The sequence below is a fragment of the Streptomyces sp. NPDC098781 genome, from assembly GCF_044759995.1.
GTDB lineage: Bacteria > Actinomycetota > Actinomycetes > Streptomycetales > Streptomycetaceae > Streptomyces.
This window is the reverse complement of sequence record NZ_JBIWAK010000007.1, coordinates 470,579-486,439: the sequence shown is the minus strand read 5'-3', so window position 1 is coordinate 486,439 and position 15,861 is coordinate 470,579. Positions and strand designations below refer to the sequence as shown.

At 72.1% G+C, this 15,861-nt stretch carries 19 protein-coding genes; 14 read left to right on the top strand and 5 right to left on the bottom strand.

The genetic code is table 11. From position 1 onward, the window contains the following. The first annotated feature begins 15 nt into the window (after positions 1 to 15). The 9 genes from ACIQWG_RS29230 to ACIQWG_RS29190 all read left to right on the top strand — a co-directional run bounded on the left by ACIQWG_RS29230 (position 16) and on the right by ACIQWG_RS29190 (position 8,567). Positions 16 to 1,101: a segregation/condensation protein A gene (locus tag ACIQWG_RS29230; RefSeq protein ID WP_404101153.1), complete on the top strand. Its 1,086-nt coding sequence runs from the start codon at positions 16 to 18 to the stop codon at positions 1,099 to 1,101. Continuing rightward, a complete protein-coding gene (gene scpB, locus ACIQWG_RS29225) occupies positions 1,098 to 1,781 on the top strand; it encodes an SMC-Scp complex subunit ScpB (protein WP_404101124.1) in 684 nt (227 codons plus the stop codon). Before ACIQWG_RS29230 ends, scpB begins: the two co-directional genes overlap by 4 nt. After that, a complete protein-coding gene (locus ACIQWG_RS29220) occupies positions 1,781 to 2,902 on the top strand; it encodes a pseudouridine synthase (protein ID WP_404101123.1) in 1,122 nt (373 codons plus the stop codon). The genes scpB and ACIQWG_RS29220 overlap by 1 nt, the downstream gene beginning before the upstream one ends. A 100-nt stretch (positions 2,903 to 3,002) precedes the next feature. Then, positions 3,003 to 3,965 carry a sigma-70 family RNA polymerase sigma factor gene (locus tag ACIQWG_RS29215; protein WP_404101122.1) on the top strand — a complete coding sequence of 321 codons (963 nt, stop codon included), beginning with the start codon at positions 3,003 to 3,005 and terminating at the stop codon, positions 3,963 to 3,965. After that, on the top strand, positions 3,962 to 4,507 hold the full coding sequence (locus ACIQWG_RS29210) for a maleylpyruvate isomerase family mycothiol-dependent enzyme (RefSeq protein WP_404101121.1): 546 nt from the start codon (positions 3,962 to 3,964) through the stop codon (positions 4,505 to 4,507). The genes ACIQWG_RS29215 and ACIQWG_RS29210 overlap by 4 nt, the downstream gene beginning before the upstream one ends. Positions 4,508 to 4,562: 55 nt before the next feature. Next, positions 4,563 to 5,981: a DHA2 family efflux MFS transporter permease subunit gene (locus tag ACIQWG_RS29205; protein ID WP_404101120.1), complete on the top strand. Its 1,419-nt coding sequence runs from the start codon at positions 4,563 to 4,565 to the stop codon at positions 5,979 to 5,981. An 82-nt stretch (positions 5,982 to 6,063) separates the two neighbouring features. Next, positions 6,064 to 6,795 (top strand): NUDIX hydrolase, encoded by a 732-nt coding sequence (locus ACIQWG_RS29200; protein ID WP_404101119.1) that lies wholly within the window; start codon positions 6,064 to 6,066, stop codon positions 6,793 to 6,795. After that, positions 6,792 to 7,814 carry an ADP-ribosylglycohydrolase family protein gene (locus ACIQWG_RS29195; RefSeq protein ID WP_404101118.1) on the top strand — a complete coding sequence of 341 codons (1,023 nt, stop codon included), beginning with the start codon at positions 6,792 to 6,794 and terminating at the stop codon, positions 7,812 to 7,814. Before ACIQWG_RS29200 ends, ACIQWG_RS29195 begins: the two co-directional genes overlap by 4 nt. A 3-nt stretch (positions 7,815 to 7,817) precedes the next feature. Further along, a complete protein-coding gene (locus ACIQWG_RS29190; protein ID WP_404101117.1) occupies positions 7,818 to 8,567 on the top strand; it encodes a DNA polymerase beta superfamily protein in 750 nt (249 codons plus the stop codon). Here the strand turns inward: ACIQWG_RS29190 and ACIQWG_RS29185 are convergent. The 3 genes from ACIQWG_RS29185 to ACIQWG_RS29175 are packed head-to-tail and all read right to left on the bottom strand — an operon-like array spanning position 8,493 to position 9,869. Further along, complete coding sequence (locus ACIQWG_RS29185) at positions 8,493 to 9,236, bottom strand: DNA polymerase beta superfamily protein (protein WP_404101116.1); 744 nt, start codon at positions 9,234 to 9,236, stop codon at positions 8,493 to 8,495. The genes ACIQWG_RS29190 and ACIQWG_RS29185 overlap by 75 nt on opposite strands. 22 nt (positions 9,237 to 9,258) lie before the next feature. Continuing rightward, positions 9,259 to 9,705, bottom strand: coding sequence for a Rieske (2Fe-2S) protein (locus tag ACIQWG_RS29180; RefSeq protein WP_404101115.1), 447 nt, complete (start codon positions 9,703 to 9,705; stop codon positions 9,259 to 9,261). After that, positions 9,702 to 9,869: a hypothetical protein gene (locus tag ACIQWG_RS29175; RefSeq protein ID WP_404101114.1), complete on the bottom strand. Its 168-nt coding sequence runs from the start codon at positions 9,867 to 9,869 to the stop codon at positions 9,702 to 9,704. Before ACIQWG_RS29175 ends, ACIQWG_RS29180 begins: the two co-directional genes overlap by 4 nt. Positions 9,870 to 9,968: 99 nt before the next feature. On the opposite strand from ACIQWG_RS29175, the gene aroH reads away from it, so the two are divergent. The 5 genes from aroH to der all read left to right on the top strand — a co-directional run bounded on the left by aroH (position 9,969) and on the right by der (position 14,416). Further along, complete coding sequence (gene aroH / locus ACIQWG_RS29170; RefSeq protein WP_404101113.1) at positions 9,969 to 10,337, top strand: chorismate mutase; 369 nt, start codon at positions 9,969 to 9,971, stop codon at positions 10,335 to 10,337. Next, on the top strand, positions 10,334 to 11,419 hold the full coding sequence (locus ACIQWG_RS29165) for a prephenate dehydrogenase (protein WP_404101112.1): 1,086 nt from the start codon (positions 10,334 to 10,336) through the stop codon (positions 11,417 to 11,419). The genes aroH and ACIQWG_RS29165 overlap by 4 nt, the downstream gene beginning before the upstream one ends. 110 nt (positions 11,420 to 11,529) lie before the next feature. After that, entirely contained in the window at positions 11,530 to 12,216 is a 687-nt protein-coding gene (gene cmk / locus ACIQWG_RS29160) for a (d)CMP kinase (protein WP_404101111.1), read from the top strand. Between the two features lie 53 nt (positions 12,217 to 12,269). Then, a complete protein-coding gene (locus ACIQWG_RS29155) occupies positions 12,270 to 12,857 on the top strand; it encodes a lysophospholipid acyltransferase family protein (protein WP_404101152.1) in 588 nt (195 codons plus the stop codon). 80 nt (positions 12,858 to 12,937) lie between these two features. Next, on the top strand, positions 12,938 to 14,416 hold the full coding sequence (der, locus tag ACIQWG_RS29150) for a ribosome biogenesis GTPase Der (RefSeq protein ID WP_404101110.1): 1,479 nt from the start codon (positions 12,938 to 12,940) through the stop codon (positions 14,414 to 14,416). A 48-nt stretch (positions 14,417 to 14,464) separates the two neighbouring features. Here der and ACIQWG_RS29145 read toward each other — a convergent pair whose 3' ends face one another. Continuing rightward, on the bottom strand, positions 14,465 to 14,818 hold the full coding sequence (locus ACIQWG_RS29145) for a hypothetical protein (RefSeq protein ID WP_404101109.1): 354 nt from the start codon (positions 14,816 to 14,818) through the stop codon (positions 14,465 to 14,467). Positions 14,819 to 14,920: 102 nt separating this feature from the next. Then, positions 14,921 to 15,703: a hypothetical protein gene (locus ACIQWG_RS29140; RefSeq protein WP_404101108.1), complete on the bottom strand. Its 783-nt coding sequence runs from the start codon at positions 15,701 to 15,703 to the stop codon at positions 14,921 to 14,923. Positions 15,704 to 15,861: the final 158 nt, after the last annotated feature.

Sequence of the window (15,861 nt, the reverse complement as noted above, 5' to 3'; positions counted from 1 at the left end):
GCACCTGAAGCCCGGATTGCTGCCGCCGCACCGGCCGCGCTGCAAGAGCCGTCGGCCGTCGAGCCCCGCCCGGCCTCCGGCGTCGCCGCCCTCCCCGGTCCGGCACCCGAAGCCCAAGGCGTCGGCGCCCCACCCGGTCCGGCACCCGAAGCCCAAGGCGTCGGCGCCCCACCCGGTCCGGCACCCGAAGCCCAAGGCGTCGCCGCCCCACCGAGCCCGGCACCAGAAGCCCAAGCCCCTCCCGCCGCACCGGCCCCCGAGCCCGACCCCACCGCATCCGAAGCCCCCGTCGACGGTGTCTTCAAGGTTCGGCTCTCCAACTTCGAGGGGCCCTTCGACCTCCTCCTCCAGCTGATCTCCAAGCACAAGCTCGATGTCACCGAGGTCGCGCTGTCCAAGGTGACCGACGAGTTCATGGCGCACATCCGGGCGATGGGGCCGGACTGGGATCTCGACGAGACCACCGAGTTCCTCGTCGTCGCGGCCACGCTGCTCGACCTCAAGGCGGCCCGGCTGCTGCCGTCCGCCGAGGTGGAGGACGAGGCCGACCTGGCGTTGCTGGAGGCGCGGGACCTGTTGTTCGCGCGGCTGTTGCAGTACCGGGCGTACAAGCAGATCGCCGACATCTTCAGCCGACGGCTCGACGACGAGGCCCGCCGCTATCCGCGCACCGTCGGCCTCGAACCGCACCACGCCGAGCTGCTGCCCGAGGTCGTCATCAGCATCGGGGCGGAAGGATTCGCCAAGCTCGCCGTCAAGGCGATGCAGCCCAAGCCCAAGCCCCAGGTCTACGTCGATCACATCCACGCGCCGCTGGTGAGCGTGCAGGAGCAGGCCGGGATCGTCGTCGCGCGGCTGAGGGAGCTCGGCGAGGCGAGCTTCCGGGCGCTGATCGAGGACACCGACGACACCCTCACCGTCGTAGCCCGCTTCCTGGCTCTGCTGGAGCTGTACCGGGAGAAGGCCGTGGCGCTCGACCAGGAGACCGCGCTCGGGGAGCTGCTGGTGCGCTGGACCGGTGGGGACGGGGCCGAGACACCGCAGGTGACCGACGAGTTCGACCGGCCGCCCGAGCCGCCCAAGGAGGAGAAGAAGGCGTGAGTGAGGAGACCACGGAGCTTCCGGCCGCGCTGCGCGGCGTCGCGGACCTCGACCTCAAGCCCGCCCTGGAGGCGATGCTCATGGTCGTGGACGAGCCCGCGACCGAGGAGCACCTCGCGAAACTCCTGGAGCGGCCCAGGCGGCACGTCGCCGACGCCCTGCGGGAACTCGCCGACGAGTACGTCATGCAGGGGCGGGGCTTCGAGCTGCGGTTCGTCGCGGGTGGCTGGCGCTTCTACACGCGCGCCGAGTACGCCCCGGCCGTGGAACGCCTGGTCCTGGAAGGGCAGACCGCCCGGCTCACCCAGGCCGCCCTGGAGACGCTGGCCGTGGTCGCGTACCGCCAGCCGGTCAGCCGCAGCCGCGTCTCCGCCGTACGCGGAGTGAACTGCGACGGTGTCATGCGCACCCTCCTTCAGCGCGGGCTGATCGAGGAGGAGGGCACGGAACCCGAAACAGGTGCGATCCTGTACAGGACGACGAACTACTTCCTGGAGCGGATGGGCCTGCGCGGTCTGGACGAGCTCCCGGAGCTCGCGCCCTTCCTCCCGGAGGCGGAGGCGATCGAGGCCGAGACCCAGGAAGGCGTTCCGTCGTTCGACCCGGACGCTCCCGATGACGGTCCGGGGATCCCGGCCGGCCGGGGTACCGACGACGCAGACGACCAGACGGAATTTTGATGCGAAGCAGCAGCGGCAGGAACAGCAGCGGAAACAACGGCGGGAGCCGTGGTGGCAACAGCGGCGGCCGCGGCGGAAGCAGCGGTGGCCGCGGTAACTACCGCGGCGCCGGTAACAACCGCGACGACCAGCAGGGCGGCCGGCCGAGGAAGCCGCGCCCGGAGGAGCGGCGCTACGACGTCGGCCCCGCCGCCACCCAGGACGGCCCGAAGTCGGGGCGTGGCGCCTCGGCCCGCGGCGGCGCCAAGGGCGGCCCCAGGCAGAGCCAGGGCACCGGCCGCGGCCGTTCGGCCCCGGCGACCTCCCGTGAGTACGACGCGCGGGCCGAGGAGCGCAACCGCGAGCGGTACGCGGGCAAGAAGGACGTCAAGACGCCCAAGACCTTCCCGGGCGCCGAGCAGGAGGGCGAGCGGCTCCAGAAGGTCCTCGCGCGCGCGGGCTACGGCTCCCGGCGTGCCTGCGAGGAGCTGATCGACGAGTCCCGGGTCGAGGTCAACGGCGAGATCGTCGTCGAGCAGGGCCTGCGCGTCGACCCGGAGAAGGACGAGATCAAGGTGGACGGCCTGACCGTCGCCACGCAGTCGTACCAGTTCTTCTCGCTCAACAAGCCCGCCGGTGTCGTCTCGACGATGGAGGACCCCGAGGGCCGTCAGTGCCTCGGCGACTACGTCACCAACCGCGAGACCCGGCTCTTCCACGTGGGCCGGCTCGACACCGAGACCGAGGGCGTGATCCTGCTCACCAACCACGGCGAGCTCGCGCACCGTCTGACCCACCCCAAGTACGGCGTGAAGAAGACGTACCTCGCGCACATCGTCGGCCCGATCCCGCGCGATCTGGGCAAGCAGCTCAAGGACGGCATCCAGCTGGAGGACGGGTACGCGCGCGCGGACCACTTCCGGGTCGTCGAGCAGACCGGCAAGAACTACCTGGTCGAGGTCACCCTGCACGAGGGCCGCAAGCACATCGTGCGCCGCATGCTCGCCGAGGCGGGCTTCCCGGTGGACAAGCTGGTGCGGGTCTCCTTCGGGCCGATCACCCTCGGCGACCAGAAGTCGGGCTGGCTGCGCCGGCTGTCGAACACCGAGGTCGGCATGCTGATGCAGGAAGTCGATCTGTAGGCACACCCCGCGTGCGGCGGCCGGTTCCGGAATCCTTCCGGGGCCGGCCGATGCGTTTCGGCCCCTCCGCCGGTCTGTATTGCTGACGGAGGGAGCGGGGATGAGCGCGACCACTGTGGACCGCGACGAGTTCGTACGGCTGACCGACCCGTACCGGCGTGAGCTGCTCGCGCACTGCTACCGGATGCTGGGGTCGGTCGACGAGGCCGAGGATCTGGTGCAGGAGACGTATCTGCGGGCCTGGCGGTCCTACGACGGCTACGAGGGCCGGGCGTCCCTGCGGACCTGGCTGCACCGGATCGCCACCAACACGTGTCTGACGGCTCTGGAGGGCCGCGCGCGCCGTCCGCTGCCCTCGGGGCTCGGCGGGCCCTCCGAGGCGCCTGAGGAGCCGCTGAGGGCCCCTGTGACGGACGTTCCGTGGCTCCAGCCGCTGCCGGACGCGCTGGTCGACCCGGCGAGCGTCGTCGCCGCGCGGGGGAGTCTGCGCCTCGCGCTGGTCGCGGCTCTTCAGAATCTGCCCGCGCGGCAGCGTGCCGTGCTGATCCTGCGGGAGGTGCTGGCGTGGCGGGCGACCGAGGTGGCCGCACTGCTCGGCACCTCCACGGCGGCCGTGAAGAGCAGCCTGCAACGCGCGCGTGCCCGCCTCGACGAGGTGGCGCCCGACGAGGACCTCGTCGAGGAGCCGGAGGGCGCCGCCGACCGCGAGGTGCTCGACCGGTACGTGGCCGCGTTCGAGAACGCCGACCTGGACGCGCTGATCGACCTCCTCCAGGACGGCGTCGAACTGGAGATGCCGCCCTACGCGGAGTGGTTCACCGGCAAGGAGGACGTGCTGCGGTTCCTGCGGGCGCACCGGCACGTCAAGGGCACCGTGCGGATGCCGCGCACGCGCGCGAACGGGCAGCCGGCGGTGGCGATGTACGTGCTCGGGGCGGACGGGCTCTTCCACCGGCACTCCTTGCAGGTGCTGACCGTGCGGGACGGGTCCCTGGCCCGCCTCACGGTCTTCCTCGACCTGGACCTGATGGACCGGTTCGGCATGCCGAAGGAGCTGTCGTGAACTCCGGGGACCTGCTGGAGCGTTCGCTCGCCTACGCGCTGGGCAGCGTCGCCGAGGTCCGGGCCCTGGGCCTGGGGCGGCGGACACCGTGCGCGCAGTGGGACCTGGAGGAACTGCTGGCGCACCTCGACGACTCGCTGGACGCGCTGTACGAGGGGCTGACGGGCGGGCGGATCGGCCTGCTCCCACGGGCCGACCGGGCCTGCGGCTTCCGTACGCGCGCGTGCGCTCTGCTCGGCGCCTGGGCCGCCGGGCCCCCTCGGTCGGTGACCGTGGGCGAACGGCCGCTGGACGTGCGGGTGATGGGCGCCGTGGGGGCGGTGGAGATCGCCGTGCACGGGTGGGACGTCGCCCAGTCCTGCGGCCGCCCCAGGCCCATCCCGGGGCCGCTCGCGGCCGAGCTGCTGAGCGTCGCCCGCTGTGTGGTGGCGGACGAGGACCGTGGGGTGCGGTTCGCGGCGCCGGTCCTCGTGCCGCCACGCGCGCGTGCCGACGTCCGGCTGCTGGCCTTCCTGGGCCGGCGCGATTCCTTTCCGGACTGAGCCCGGTCTGCCTTCCGTGAGTGACCCCGCAAGCGATCTCACGGAAGGCATCGCCATGACCGAGACCCTGAAGGCCCCCGTCCGCACACCACCGCCCACCGAGCGGGCGCCGGCGCGCCGCGGGTGGACCGTGGCCCTCGCCGGGCTCGGCGCGCTGCTGTGCTCCCTCGACGTCGTGGTCGTCGCCACCGCGCTGCCCGCGCTACGGGCCGACTTCGGGGCGAGCCTGTCCGAGCTGGAGTGGACGATCAACGCCTACAACCTCGTCTTCGCCTGCCTCACGCTGACCGGCGCCGCGCTGGGCGACCGGTTCGGGCGCCGGCGGATGTACGTCGTCGGCCTCGCCGTCTTCACGCTCGCGTCGGCCGCCGCCGCCCTCGCCCAGGGCCCGGGCCAGCTGATCGGCGCGCGCGTGATCCAGGGCGCCGGAGCCGCCGTACTGCTGCCGCTCACGCTGACCCTGATCAGCGAGGCGTTCCCGGCCGAGAAGCGGGGCGTCGCCATCGGGATGTGGGGCGGGGTCACCGGACTCGGCGTGGCCGCCGGGCCGGTGCTCGGTGGAGCCGTCACCGAGGGGCTGTCCTGGCAGTGGATCTTCTGGCTGAACGTGCCCATCGGGCTCGCCATGATCCCCCTCGCCGCCCGCAAACTGCGCGAGAGCCATGGCACACGCCCCCAACTCGACCTGGTCGGACTGGCGTTGGCAGCCGTGGGCCTGACGGGTCTGGCCTGGGCGCCGGTACGGGCGCCCGAGGCCGGGTGGGGGAGCGCCGAGGTGCTGACCGCGCTGGCGGCCGGGATCGCGTTCGTCGCCGCCTTCCTGGGCTGGGAGAGGCGTGGGGCCCGCTGTCCGATGCTGCCGCTGTCGCACTTCCGGCGGCGCGGCTTCTCGACCGCCAACGCCTCCGGCTTCCTGCTGTTCGCCTCGCTGCTCGGCGCCCTGTTCATGATCACGCAGCTCTTCCAGCTCGGCCTCGGCTACTCCCCGCTGGAGGCGGGCGTGCGGATCCTGGTCTGGAACGCCACGCCGCTGCTGGTCGCGCCCCTCGCCGGGGCGCTCGCCGACCGGTTCGGGAACCGGCCGTTCATGCTGGGCGGCCTGGCGCTCCAGGCGACCGGCCTCGCCCTGCTGGCCTGGCAGCTCGAACCCGGGGTCGGCTACGGCGGTCTCGTCGTCCCGCTCATCATCGCGGGCGTCGGCATCTCGATGGTGTTCCCGAGCGTCGCCAACGCCGTGACCTCGTCCGTCCCGCTGGGCGACGCGGGAGTCGCGGCCGGCGTCAACAACGCCCTGCGCGAGCTGGGCGGGGTCTTCGGGGTGGCCGTCGCCGCGGCCGTGTTCACGACGTACGGCGGCTACGGCTCGCCGGGGGCGTTCATCGACGGGGCCGGCGCGGCGCTGTGGGTGAGCGCGGGGGCGGCCGCCGTCGGCGCGGCGGTGGCGGCGTTCGCGCCCTCCCGTGGGCGTACGTAGACAGGGGTTGCGCAGGCACTCCCGCCCTCTTTATAGTCGTACTGACTATTAGTCGTGCTGGCTACTAAGGGGGCGGGTTCGCATGGGCCATGACGAGACGGCCTACGACAAGTACGCCCATGAACCCTTCGCCGTCACCGCCGACCTCGCGGTCCTCACCCTCCTCGACGGCGTCCTGCACGTCCTGCTGGTCGAGCGGGGACAGGAGCCGTATCGGGGGCACTGGGCGCTGCCGGGCGGCTTCGTGCAGCCGGACGAGTCGGCGGAGACGGCCGCCCGGCGCGAACTCGCCGAGGAGACCGGCCTGTCGGACGTCTCGGAGCTGCATCTGGAGCAGTTGCGGACCTACAGCGAGCCCGACCGCGACCCCCGGATGCGGGTCGTCACGGTCGCCTTCACCGCGCTGCTGCCCCACCCGCCCGAACCGCACGGCGGCAGCGACGCGGCACAGGCCCGCTGGGTGCCGTACGACAGGGCGGGGCCGCTCGCCTTCGACCACGACCGGATCCTGGCCGACGCCCATGACCGCGTCGGCGCGAAGCTGGAGTACTCCAGCCTGGCCACCGCCTTCTGCCCGCCCGAGTTCACCCTCGGCGAGCTCCAGCAGGTCTACGAGACGGTGTGGGGCACCGCCCTCGACCGGCCCAACTTCCGCCGCAAGGTGCTCGCCACACCGGGCTTCGTCGAGCCGGTCCCCGGCGCCGCCCGGCTCACCGGTGGCCGCGGCAAACCGGCCGCGCTGTACCGGGCCGGCACCGCCGCCACCCTCCACCCGCCCCTGCTGCGGCCCACCCCGGAAGGACGCCCCGCATGACCACGACCACCGTCCGCAAGCGCGCCGCCACCGGCGCCCTGCTCGGCCTCGCCCTCGGCGACGCGCTGGGCTTCCCCACCGAGTTCAACGACGTGCCGTCGATCCTCGCCAAGTGCGGACCGTGGCGGGAGATGGAACTGCCGACGCCGGCGATCGTCACCGACGACACGCAGATGACGCTGGCGTTGGGGAAGGGATTGCGGACGGCGATGGACCTGGGGGCGCTCGGTCCCCAGGCGATGGTGGAGCCGGTGCGGGCCGAGTTCGTCGCGTGGAATCGCTCTCCGGAGAACAACCGGGCACCGGGCAACACCTGCCTGCGCGCCTGCGACCTGCTGGAACGCACCGACCTGCGCTGGCAGGACGCCAGCCAGATCCACTCCAAGGGCTGCGGCGCCAACATGCGCGTCGCCCCGGTCGGGCTGGTCCCCGGCCTCAGCGACGAACAGCGCGCGGGCGCCGCCCAGTTGCAGTCCGCGCTCACCCACGGGCACCCGACGGCCCTCGCCGCGTCCGACCTGACCGCGCACGCCGTACGACTGCTCGCCCAGGGCGCCGAGCCGACCGGCCTCGTCGGGCTGCTGCGGTCGTACGCCTACGAGAACCGCACCCGCTACCACGAGCGCTGGCTCGGCGACCTGTGGACCCGGAGCCAGGACCCGTCCGCCGAGCACTTCATCACGCGCGGCTGGGACGAGTGCCTGGAGACCCTGGACCGCGTACAGCACGCCGTGCATGCCGTCTCGCCCGAGACCGACCCCTGCCTGGCCACGGGCGAGGGATGGATCGCCGAAGAGGCCATGGCGACCGGCCTGTTGTGCTTCCTGTGGTTCGTCGACGAGCCGCTGACGGCCCTGCGGCGGGCCGCCTGCACCGCCGGGGACTCGGACTCGATCGCCTGTCTGGCCGGGGCGTTCGCGGGCGCGTACCTGGGCGCCGACGCCTGGCCGACGGAGTGGGCGGACCGGATCGAGTACCGGGGCGACCTGCTGACCCTCGGGGCGCTCTGGGACGCTTGACGGATGATCGACGCCCTGGACATCGACCTCGCGCCGGTAGTCGCCGAGCAGCCCGACCCGGTGCTCTTCGCGACCGTCTCCGGCGCACATCTGTACGGCTTCCCGTCGCGCGACTCCGACGTGGACCTGCGCGGTGTGCACCTGCTGCCGGCCGCCGACCTGGTCGGGCTGCGGGAGCCGCAGGAGACCCGGTCGCGGATGTGGGTGCGCGACGGCGTCGAGATGGACCTGGTCACGCACGACCTGCGCAAGTTCGTACGGCTGATGCTGCGCCGCAACGGCTATGTGCTGGAGCAGCTGCTCTCGCCGCTCGTCGTGCACACCACGGACGCCCACCGGGAGCTGGCCGAGCTCGCCCCCGGTGTGCTCACCGGCCACCATGCCCATCACTACCGGGGATTCGCGAACACACAGTGGCGGCTGTTCGAGAAGACCGACGAGCTCAAGCCGCTGCTCTACACCTTCCGGGTGCTGCTCACCGGCATCCATCTGATGCGCAGCGGTGAGGTGCAGCCGCATCTGCCGACGCTGATCGGGGAGGTCGACGCCCCGGGCTATCTGCCGGAGCTGATCGCGGCGAAGGCGGAGCGCGAGCACGGGGACGCCGACGTCGACCACGCGCGCGTGGCGGCCGACGTGGAGCGGCTGCACACCGTGCTGGACGAGGCGCAGGCGGCCTCAGCGCTGCCCGAGGCCCCGAGTGCCTACGACGCCCTGCACGCCTTCGTCGTACGGACCCGGCTGGAGGGCTGAGGCGCGGCGGACCCGGATCAGGAAGTCCTCCACCCTGCGGTGGTCCGGCTCGGCCGGGAGCGGGCCGCGGTCGGCGGCCTCCTCCGCCTCGCTCGCCAGGCGGGTCATCCGCGACTCCACCTCGGGCCACGGCACCTCGCCCCGCTTGACCTCCAGCAGTGCCTCGCGCCGGGCGCCCACCTCGATGGTGAGGCGGCCCGTGCGGAGCAGGTCGCGGGCGCTCGCGAGCAGCCGGAGCAGGTGCATCGCGTGCTTCCAGCGCGGGGCGCCGTGGAGGCGGATGTCGGCCTCCAGCTTCTTGCGCTGACCCAGCGCGTAGCGCGTGAAGGTCTCGTGGGCCCGGCGGGACAGGAAGGCCTCGCGCAGGGCGAGCAGCTCGCGGCCCGTGTCGTCGACGTGCTCCACGAGCGGGGAGTGCAGGCACTCCAGGATGTTCGGGTTGGCGCGCAGGGCCAGCTCGCAGAAGCGCTCCAGCTCCCAGCTGAACTGCTCCGGAAGCGGGCCCTCGACATGGGTCGGCGGCTTGTCGAAACGCCAGAACAGGGGCGTGGGGGCGAGGAACACGCCCCGGCGGTCGGTGTCGCTGCCGTCCGTCGCCAGACCGAAGGCGCGCGAGCCCATCACACAGGCGTAGATCGTGTGGTCGCGTACCAGGGTCTCGGGGTGCATGCCCCGGAGCGTACGTCGGCGATCACACCAGGCGGATCGAATTTCCCTCCACGACGATCTGCTTCGCGGGCAGCGGCTTCGTGGCCGGGGGGTTGGCCACCGCGCCGTCGGTGATGTCGAACTTGCTGCCGTGGCAGGGGCAGTTGATCGTCCCGTCCGAGACGCTGCCGACCAGGCACTGCTGATGCGTGCAGATCGCGGAGAAGGCCTTGAACTCGCCCTGCTTCGGCTGGGTCACGACGACCTTCTGGTCCTTGAAGATCGTGCCGCCGCCCTCCGGGATCTCGGATGTGGTCGCCAGCTCCTCGCCCTCGCCGTCCTGGCTGTCCCCGCCGGGGGAGGTGGTGGCGGTCGAGGTCGGCGTCGACTCGCCGCTGTCGTCGGAATCGCCGCAGCCCGCGACGAGTGTCGCGGCGCCCGTCGCGCCCGTGGCGATGAGGATCGTGCGCCGCGTCGGACTGTAGGTCATGTCGTGACTCCGAAGGTGCGGAAGAACACAGGGGGTCGCTCCGAACGGAGCAACAGCATCTTTGCATTGAATGCGGCGAAGGCGAAGTAATTCGGAAGGTAGTGCACCAAAACGCGCATTTCATGCGGTCGGTGACTCGACGTGTACCCACGGTGCGCCCCCACCGGGTGTCTCAGCGTGCGGGCGGACCGCGTCCACCGCACCCGGGCTGACTAGGCTGGACCGTCGTAGAACCGATCCGTACATCAGCGAGGAGCAGCGCCGTGGCGGTACGAGCGGTCCGGGGGGCCGTCCAACTGGAGCGGGACGACGCCGGCCACATGGACGAGCAGGTCGGGGCCCTGCTCACGGCGATCCTGGAGCGCAACGGTCTGACCGCGGACGACCTGATCAGCATCTGGTTCACGGCCACGCCCGATCTGCACAGCGACTTCCCGGCCGCCGCCGCCCGCAAGCTCGGCACCGGCTTCGCCGACGTACCGCTGATCTGCGCCCAGGAACTCGACATCGAGGGCGCCATGCCGCGTGTCGTACGCGTTCTCGCGCACATAGAGTCCGACCGGCCCCGTTCCGGCATCGCGCACGTCTACCTCGGCGCCGCGGCCGCCCTGCGCAAGGACATCGCCCAGTGAGAACCGCACTCGTCATCGGCACCGGCCTGATCGGTACGTCCGCCGCCCTCGCCCTGTCCCAGCGGGGCGTCGTCGTGCACCTCGCCGACCACGACCCCGAGCAGGCCAGGACGGCGGCCGCGCTCGGCGCCGGCACGGACGAGGCCCCCGGCGGACCCGTCGACCTCGCGATCGTCGCCGCCCCGCCCGCGCACGTGGCCGCGGTGCTGGCCGACGTCATGCGCCGGGGCGTGGCGCGCGGCTACCTCGACGTGGCCAGCGTCAAGGGCGGGCCGCGCCGGGAGCTGGAGGCGCTCGGGCTCGACCTGTCGTCGTACATCGGCACGCATCCCATGTCGGGCCGCGAGAAGTCCGGCCCGCTGGCCGCCACCGGCGACCTCTTCGAGGGCCGCCCCTGGGTGCTCACCCCCACCCGCGACACCGACACCGAGGTGCTGAACCTCGCCCTGGAACTGGTCTCGCACTGCCGTGCCGTGCCGGTCGTGATGGACGCCGACGCCCACGACCGCGCGGTCGCCCTGGTGTCCCACATGCCCCACCTGGTGTCCAGCCTGGTCGCCGCGCGCCTGGAGGGCGCCGAGGAGGCGGCGGTACGGCTGTGCGGACAGGGCATTCGGGACGTGACCCGGATCGCCGCCTCCGATCCCCGGATGTGGATCGACATCCTCTCCGCGAACCCCGGGCCCGTCGCCGACCTGCTCACGGACGTCGCCGGGGACCTGGAGGAGACCGTGCGGGCGCTGCGGGCGCTCCAGTCGTCCGACGAGGCCAAGCGGGTCGAGGGCACGACCGGCATCGAGGACGTGCTGCGGCGCGGCAACGCCGGCCAGGTCCGGGTCCCCGGCAAGCACGGTGCGGCCCCCCGGGTCTACGAGGTCGTCGCCGTACTCATCGACGACCAGCCGGGACAGCTGGCGCGGATCTTCGCGGACGCCGGGCTGGCCGGGGTCAACATCGAGGACGTCCGGATCGAGCACGCGACGGGGCAGCAGGCCGGTCTGGTGCAGCTGATGGTGGAGCCCAAGGCGGCGCCGGTGCTCAGCGCCGCGCTGCGGGAGCGCGGCTGGGCCATCCGGCAGTAGGGGTGGCGGGAAGCGCGCGGCCGGACGAGTGACGCGCACCCAGTAACCTTGTGCGGGGCACATTCGCGCCCCGCACATCCCGACACACCGCACCAGGAAGGTGTCCTCCCGTGGAAAACGGTGCCGCCAAGCCCGTGATTGTCGCCATCGACGGCCCCTCCGGCACGGGCAAGTCGAGCACGTCGAAGGCCGTCGCCGCGCAGCTCGGGCTGAGCTACCTCGACACCGGCGCCCAGTACCGGGCGATCACCTGGTGGATGGTGAGCAACGGGATCGACATCGAGGACCCCACCGCGATCGCCGCCGTGGCCGGCAAGCCCGAGATCGTCTCCGGCACCGACCCGGCCGACCCGACGATCAGCGTCGACGGCATCGACGTCTCGGCCCCGATCCGCACCCAGGAGGTCACCTCCAAGGTCAGCGCGGTCAGCGCGGTGCCCGAGGTGCGGACGCGGATCACCGAGCTCCAGCGCTCGCTGGCCACCTCCGCCGCGTACGGCATCGTCGTCGAGGGCCGCGACATCGGCACGACCGTGCTGCCCGACGCCGACCTGAAGATCTTCCTCACCGCCTCCCCGGAGGCCCGCGCCGCCCGCCGCAGCGGTGAGCTGAAGGGTGCCGACGTCAACGCCACCCGCGAGGCCCTGATCAAGCGTGACGCGGCCGACTCCAGCCGCAAGACCTCGCCGCTCGCCAAGGCGGACGACGCGGTCGAGGTGGACACCACCGCGCTCACGCTCCAGCAGGTCATCGAGTGCGTCGTCACCCTCGTCGAGGAGAAGCGGGACGCGAAGTGAGCCTTCCGTCCGAGCGGGGTGCGGACATCGGGCGGCGCATCGGCGTCCCCCTGATGTACGGCCTGTGGCGCCCGCGGGTCCTGGGTGCCTGGAAGGTGCCCGCGGCCGGTCCAGTGATCTTCGCGGTGAACCACAGCCACAACGTGGACGGGCCGATGGTGATGGGCGTGTCACCCCGGCCCATCCACTTCCTGATCAAGAAGGAAGCCTTCGTCGGCCCGCTCGACCGCTTCCTGACCGGCATCGGCCAGCTGAAGGTGGACCGTCACGCGGCAGACCGCACCGCCATCACCCAGGCGCTGGACGTGCTGTCGCACGGCGGTGTCCTCGGGATATTCCCCGAGGGCACCCGGGGCGAGGGCGACTTCGCCTCGCTGCGCGCCGGGCTCGCCTACTTCGCGGTGCGCAGCGGCGCCCCGATCGTCCCGGTCGCCGTGATGGGAAGTTCCGAGAAGCGGGGACGGTTGATAAAGGCGCTGCCCCCGCTGCGCCACCGCGTCGACGTCGTCTTCGGCGACCCCTTCGAGGCGGGCGACGGCAGCGGACGGCGTACGCGCACGGCGCTGGACGAAGCGACCGAGCACATCCAGAAGCAGCTCACCGAGCACCTGGAAATCTCCCGGCGGCTGACCGGCCGCTAGGCGACACTGAGTAGTGGATCAGCCGGGAGGAACCCGGATGTTCCACCGATCACCACGATGAACGACGAGGTACCGACTTCATGAACGACCACATCCACTCCGAGGGCTCGGGCGAGGAGCACGACCACGGAGAGCTTGGCGATGCCGAGTACGCGGAGTTCATGGAGCTCGCCGCGGAAGAGGGCTTCGACCTCGAGGACGTCGAGGGCGCCATCGAGGCGGCCGGCCACGGTCCGCTGCCCGTGCTCGCCGTCGTCGGACGGCCGAATGTCGGCAAGTCGACTCTGGTCAACCGGATCATCGGCCGCCGCGAGGCCGTCGTCGAGGACAAGCCCGGCGTCACCCGTGACCGCGTGACCTACGAGGCCGAGTGGGCGGGCCGGCGCTTCAAGGTCGTCGACACCGGCGGCTGGGAGCAGGACGTCTTCGGCATCGACGCCTCCGTGGCCGCGCAGGCCGAGTTCGCGATCGAGGCCGCCGACGCCGTCGTGTTCGTCGTCGACGCCAAGGTCGGCGCCACCGACACCGACGAGGCCGTCGTACGACTGCTGCGCAAGGCCGGCAAGCCCGTGGTGCTGTGCGCCAACAAGGTCGACGGCCCCAGCGGCGAGGCGGACGCCTCGTACCTGTGGTCGCTGGGCCTCGGCGAGCCCCACCCCGTCTCGGCCCTGCACGGCCGTGGCACCGGCGACATGCTGGACGCGGTACTGGAGGCGCTGCCGGAGGCGCCGCGCGCCGCGTTCGGCGGGGGCGGCATCGGCGGCCCGCGCCGCATCGCCCTGATCGGCCGCCCGAACGTCGGCAAGTCCTCGCTGCTGAACAAGGTGGCCGGCGAGGAGCGCGTCGTCGTCAACGAACTGGCCGGCACCACCCGTGACCCGGTCGACGAGCTGATCGAACTGGGCGGCGTGACCTGGAAGTTCGTCGACACGGCGGGCATCCGCAAGCGCGTTCACCTCCAGCAGGGCGCCGATTACTACGCCTCGCTGCGCACCGCGGCCGCCGTCGAGAAGGCCGAGGTCGCCGTCGTACTGATCGACGCCGCCGACAACATCTCCGTGCAGGACCAGCGCATCGTCACCATGGCGGTGGAGGCGGGCCGCGCGATGGTCATCGCCTACAACAAGTGGGACACCCTCGACGAGGAGCGCCGCTACTACCTGGAGCGGGAGATCGAGACCGAGTTCGGCCAGGTCGCGTGGGCGCCCCGGGTGAATGTCTCGGCGCAGACCGGGCGGCACATGGAGAAGCTGGTCCCGGCGATCGAGACGGCCCTCGCGGGCTGGGAGACCCGGGTCCCGACCGGCCGGCTGAACGCCTTCCTCGGCGAGCTGGTCGCCGCCCACCCGCACCCCGTCCGGGGCGGCAAGCAGCCCCGCATCCTGTTCGGCACCCAGGCCGGCACCAAGCCCCCGCGGTTCGTGCTGTTCGCCTCCGGCTTCATCGAGGCGGGCTACCGGCGCTTCATCGAGCGCCGGCTGCGCGAGGAGTTCGGCTTCGAGGGCACGCCGATCCACATCTCGGTGCGGGTGCGCGAGAAGCGCGGCAAGAAGAAGTAGCGGACACAGGTGAGGGGCGGCCCGATACGGGCCGCCCCTCACCTGTGCTCAGCCTCTGCGCGCCGGCGGCAGCGCGGCCGGGACATGGTGCATGCCGTTGCCGCCCTGCGAGCCGATGTGTCCGACCCGCTGCCACTGCGGCTGCTGGCCGCCGCTGTGACGGGCGCTGTGCGCACCCGCGCTGTAGGCGCTGTACGAGCTGCTGAACGACCCCGGACGGTGGCCGCCGTACGAGCCCGTACCGCGCTGGATGCTACCGAAGGCGACGAACCCGAGGTCCTCCTCACCGCTGCGATCACCCGGCAGCGAACGGAAGGACTTGACGTACTCGGCGTAGAGCGCGTCGTAGATCGGCGTGGGCGAAGGGCCGCCCTGATGGCGGGGAACGTCGTATGCGTGCACGTATGTCCAAACGACCCCGGGTCTTCGGGGATGCGGTCGGGAAACGCCCTTTGGCGGCCGCGGTCGCCGGGCGGCACGCGGTCACCGGCCGGTCGGGCGTGCTCAGGTGCCCGCGAGCGGCAGCGCGGCCGCGACCAACTTTCCGTTGGCGGCCGCCTTGTCCAGCGCGTCCCGCAGCAGGTCCTCCCGGGGCTGGCGCCCGATCGACCCCACCGGCGCCGCGAACATCAGAACCTGCTGGTGCTTGTTCGCGGCGGCTCGCCAGCCGTCGGTGACCTGGAGCGGCTGGTGCGCCTGCCACCACGCGACCGGCTGCCCGCCGTTCGTGCCCGGCTGGAGCACCGCGTGCAGCTGACCCATCGCCAGCAGCACGGACCAGCCGTGCAGCACCGGCGGCACATCGGCCAGCTCCGGCACCGGCATGAACCCCTGTTCGATGAGCAGCGGCAGGAAGTCGTCCCCGGCGCCGACCGCCCCGGGCCGCACGATCGGTCCGGTCGGCTCTACGACCAGGGCGGGGTGCAACTCCCCGGCGATCAGCACCAGTCCGCTGGTCACCCCGAGCACGGCCTGCTCCGGCACGATGCTGTCCGGCTCCAGGTCGACCGTGTCGCCGGTGATGGACTTCACGGCCCCCTTCAACTGCTCCTCGGTGACCTGGACGACCTGGGACGGCAGACAGGTGGCGTGGGCGAAGGCGAGGACCGCGGTCTCGTCCCCGATGAACAGGACGGTGCTGGTGCGCTCCTGTTCGGAGTCGCCCGGGGTGCGGCAGGACGTGCAGTCGTAACTGCCGGGGGCGTTCTCTCCGGCGAGCAGCCGGTCGGCTTCCTCGTCGCCGATCTCGGCACGTACCTCGTCGCTGACGTCGAGCATGCGTGGCACGGGTGGCTCCTCGGGATGTGGTGCGTGGTGGGGCCGGGTGGCTGCCGGTCCGTGAACCGGGCGGGTCCCGGGCTCATGAAGAAGACAACGGACGATCTGTGGCGGGAGTCACGCACCAAGGCGAACGGAATCGAACCATCCGACGCGCACGGTGACCA

What these genes read in the sequence shown, in the direction of transcription:
- ACIQWG_RS29220 (WP_404101123.1), top strand. Translation starts at nt 1,781, where the DNA reads ATGCGAAGCAGCAGCGGCAGGAACAGCAGCGGAAACAACGGCGGGAGC.
- ACIQWG_RS29215 (WP_404101122.1), top strand. Translation starts at nt 3,003, where the DNA reads ATGAGCGCGACCACTGTGGACCGCGACGAGTTCGTACGGCTGACCGAC.
- ACIQWG_RS29205 (WP_404101120.1), top strand. Translation starts at nt 4,563, where the DNA reads ATGACCGAGACCCTGAAGGCCCCCGTCCGCACACCACCGCCCACCGAG.
- ACIQWG_RS29200 (WP_404101119.1), top strand. Translation starts at nt 6,064, where the DNA reads ATGGGCCATGACGAGACGGCCTACGACAAGTACGCCCATGAACCCTTC.
- ACIQWG_RS29195 (WP_404101118.1), top strand. Translation starts at nt 6,792, where the DNA reads ATGACCACGACCACCGTCCGCAAGCGCGCCGCCACCGGCGCCCTGCTC.
- ACIQWG_RS29190 (WP_404101117.1), top strand. Translation starts at nt 7,818, where the DNA reads ATGATCGACGCCCTGGACATCGACCTCGCGCCGGTAGTCGCCGAGCAG.
- ACIQWG_RS29185 (WP_404101116.1), bottom strand. Translation starts at nt 9,236, where the DNA reads ATGCACCCCGAGACCCTGGTACGCGACCACACGATCTACGCCTGTGTG.
- ACIQWG_RS29180 (WP_404101115.1), bottom strand. Translation starts at nt 9,705, where the DNA reads ATGACCTACAGTCCGACGCGGCGCACGATCCTCATCGCCACGGGCGCG.
- ACIQWG_RS29155 (WP_404101152.1), top strand. Translation starts at nt 12,270, where the DNA reads ATGTACGGCCTGTGGCGCCCGCGGGTCCTGGGTGCCTGGAAGGTGCCC.
- der (WP_404101110.1), top strand. Translation starts at nt 12,938, where the DNA reads ATGAACGACCACATCCACTCCGAGGGCTCGGGCGAGGAGCACGACCAC.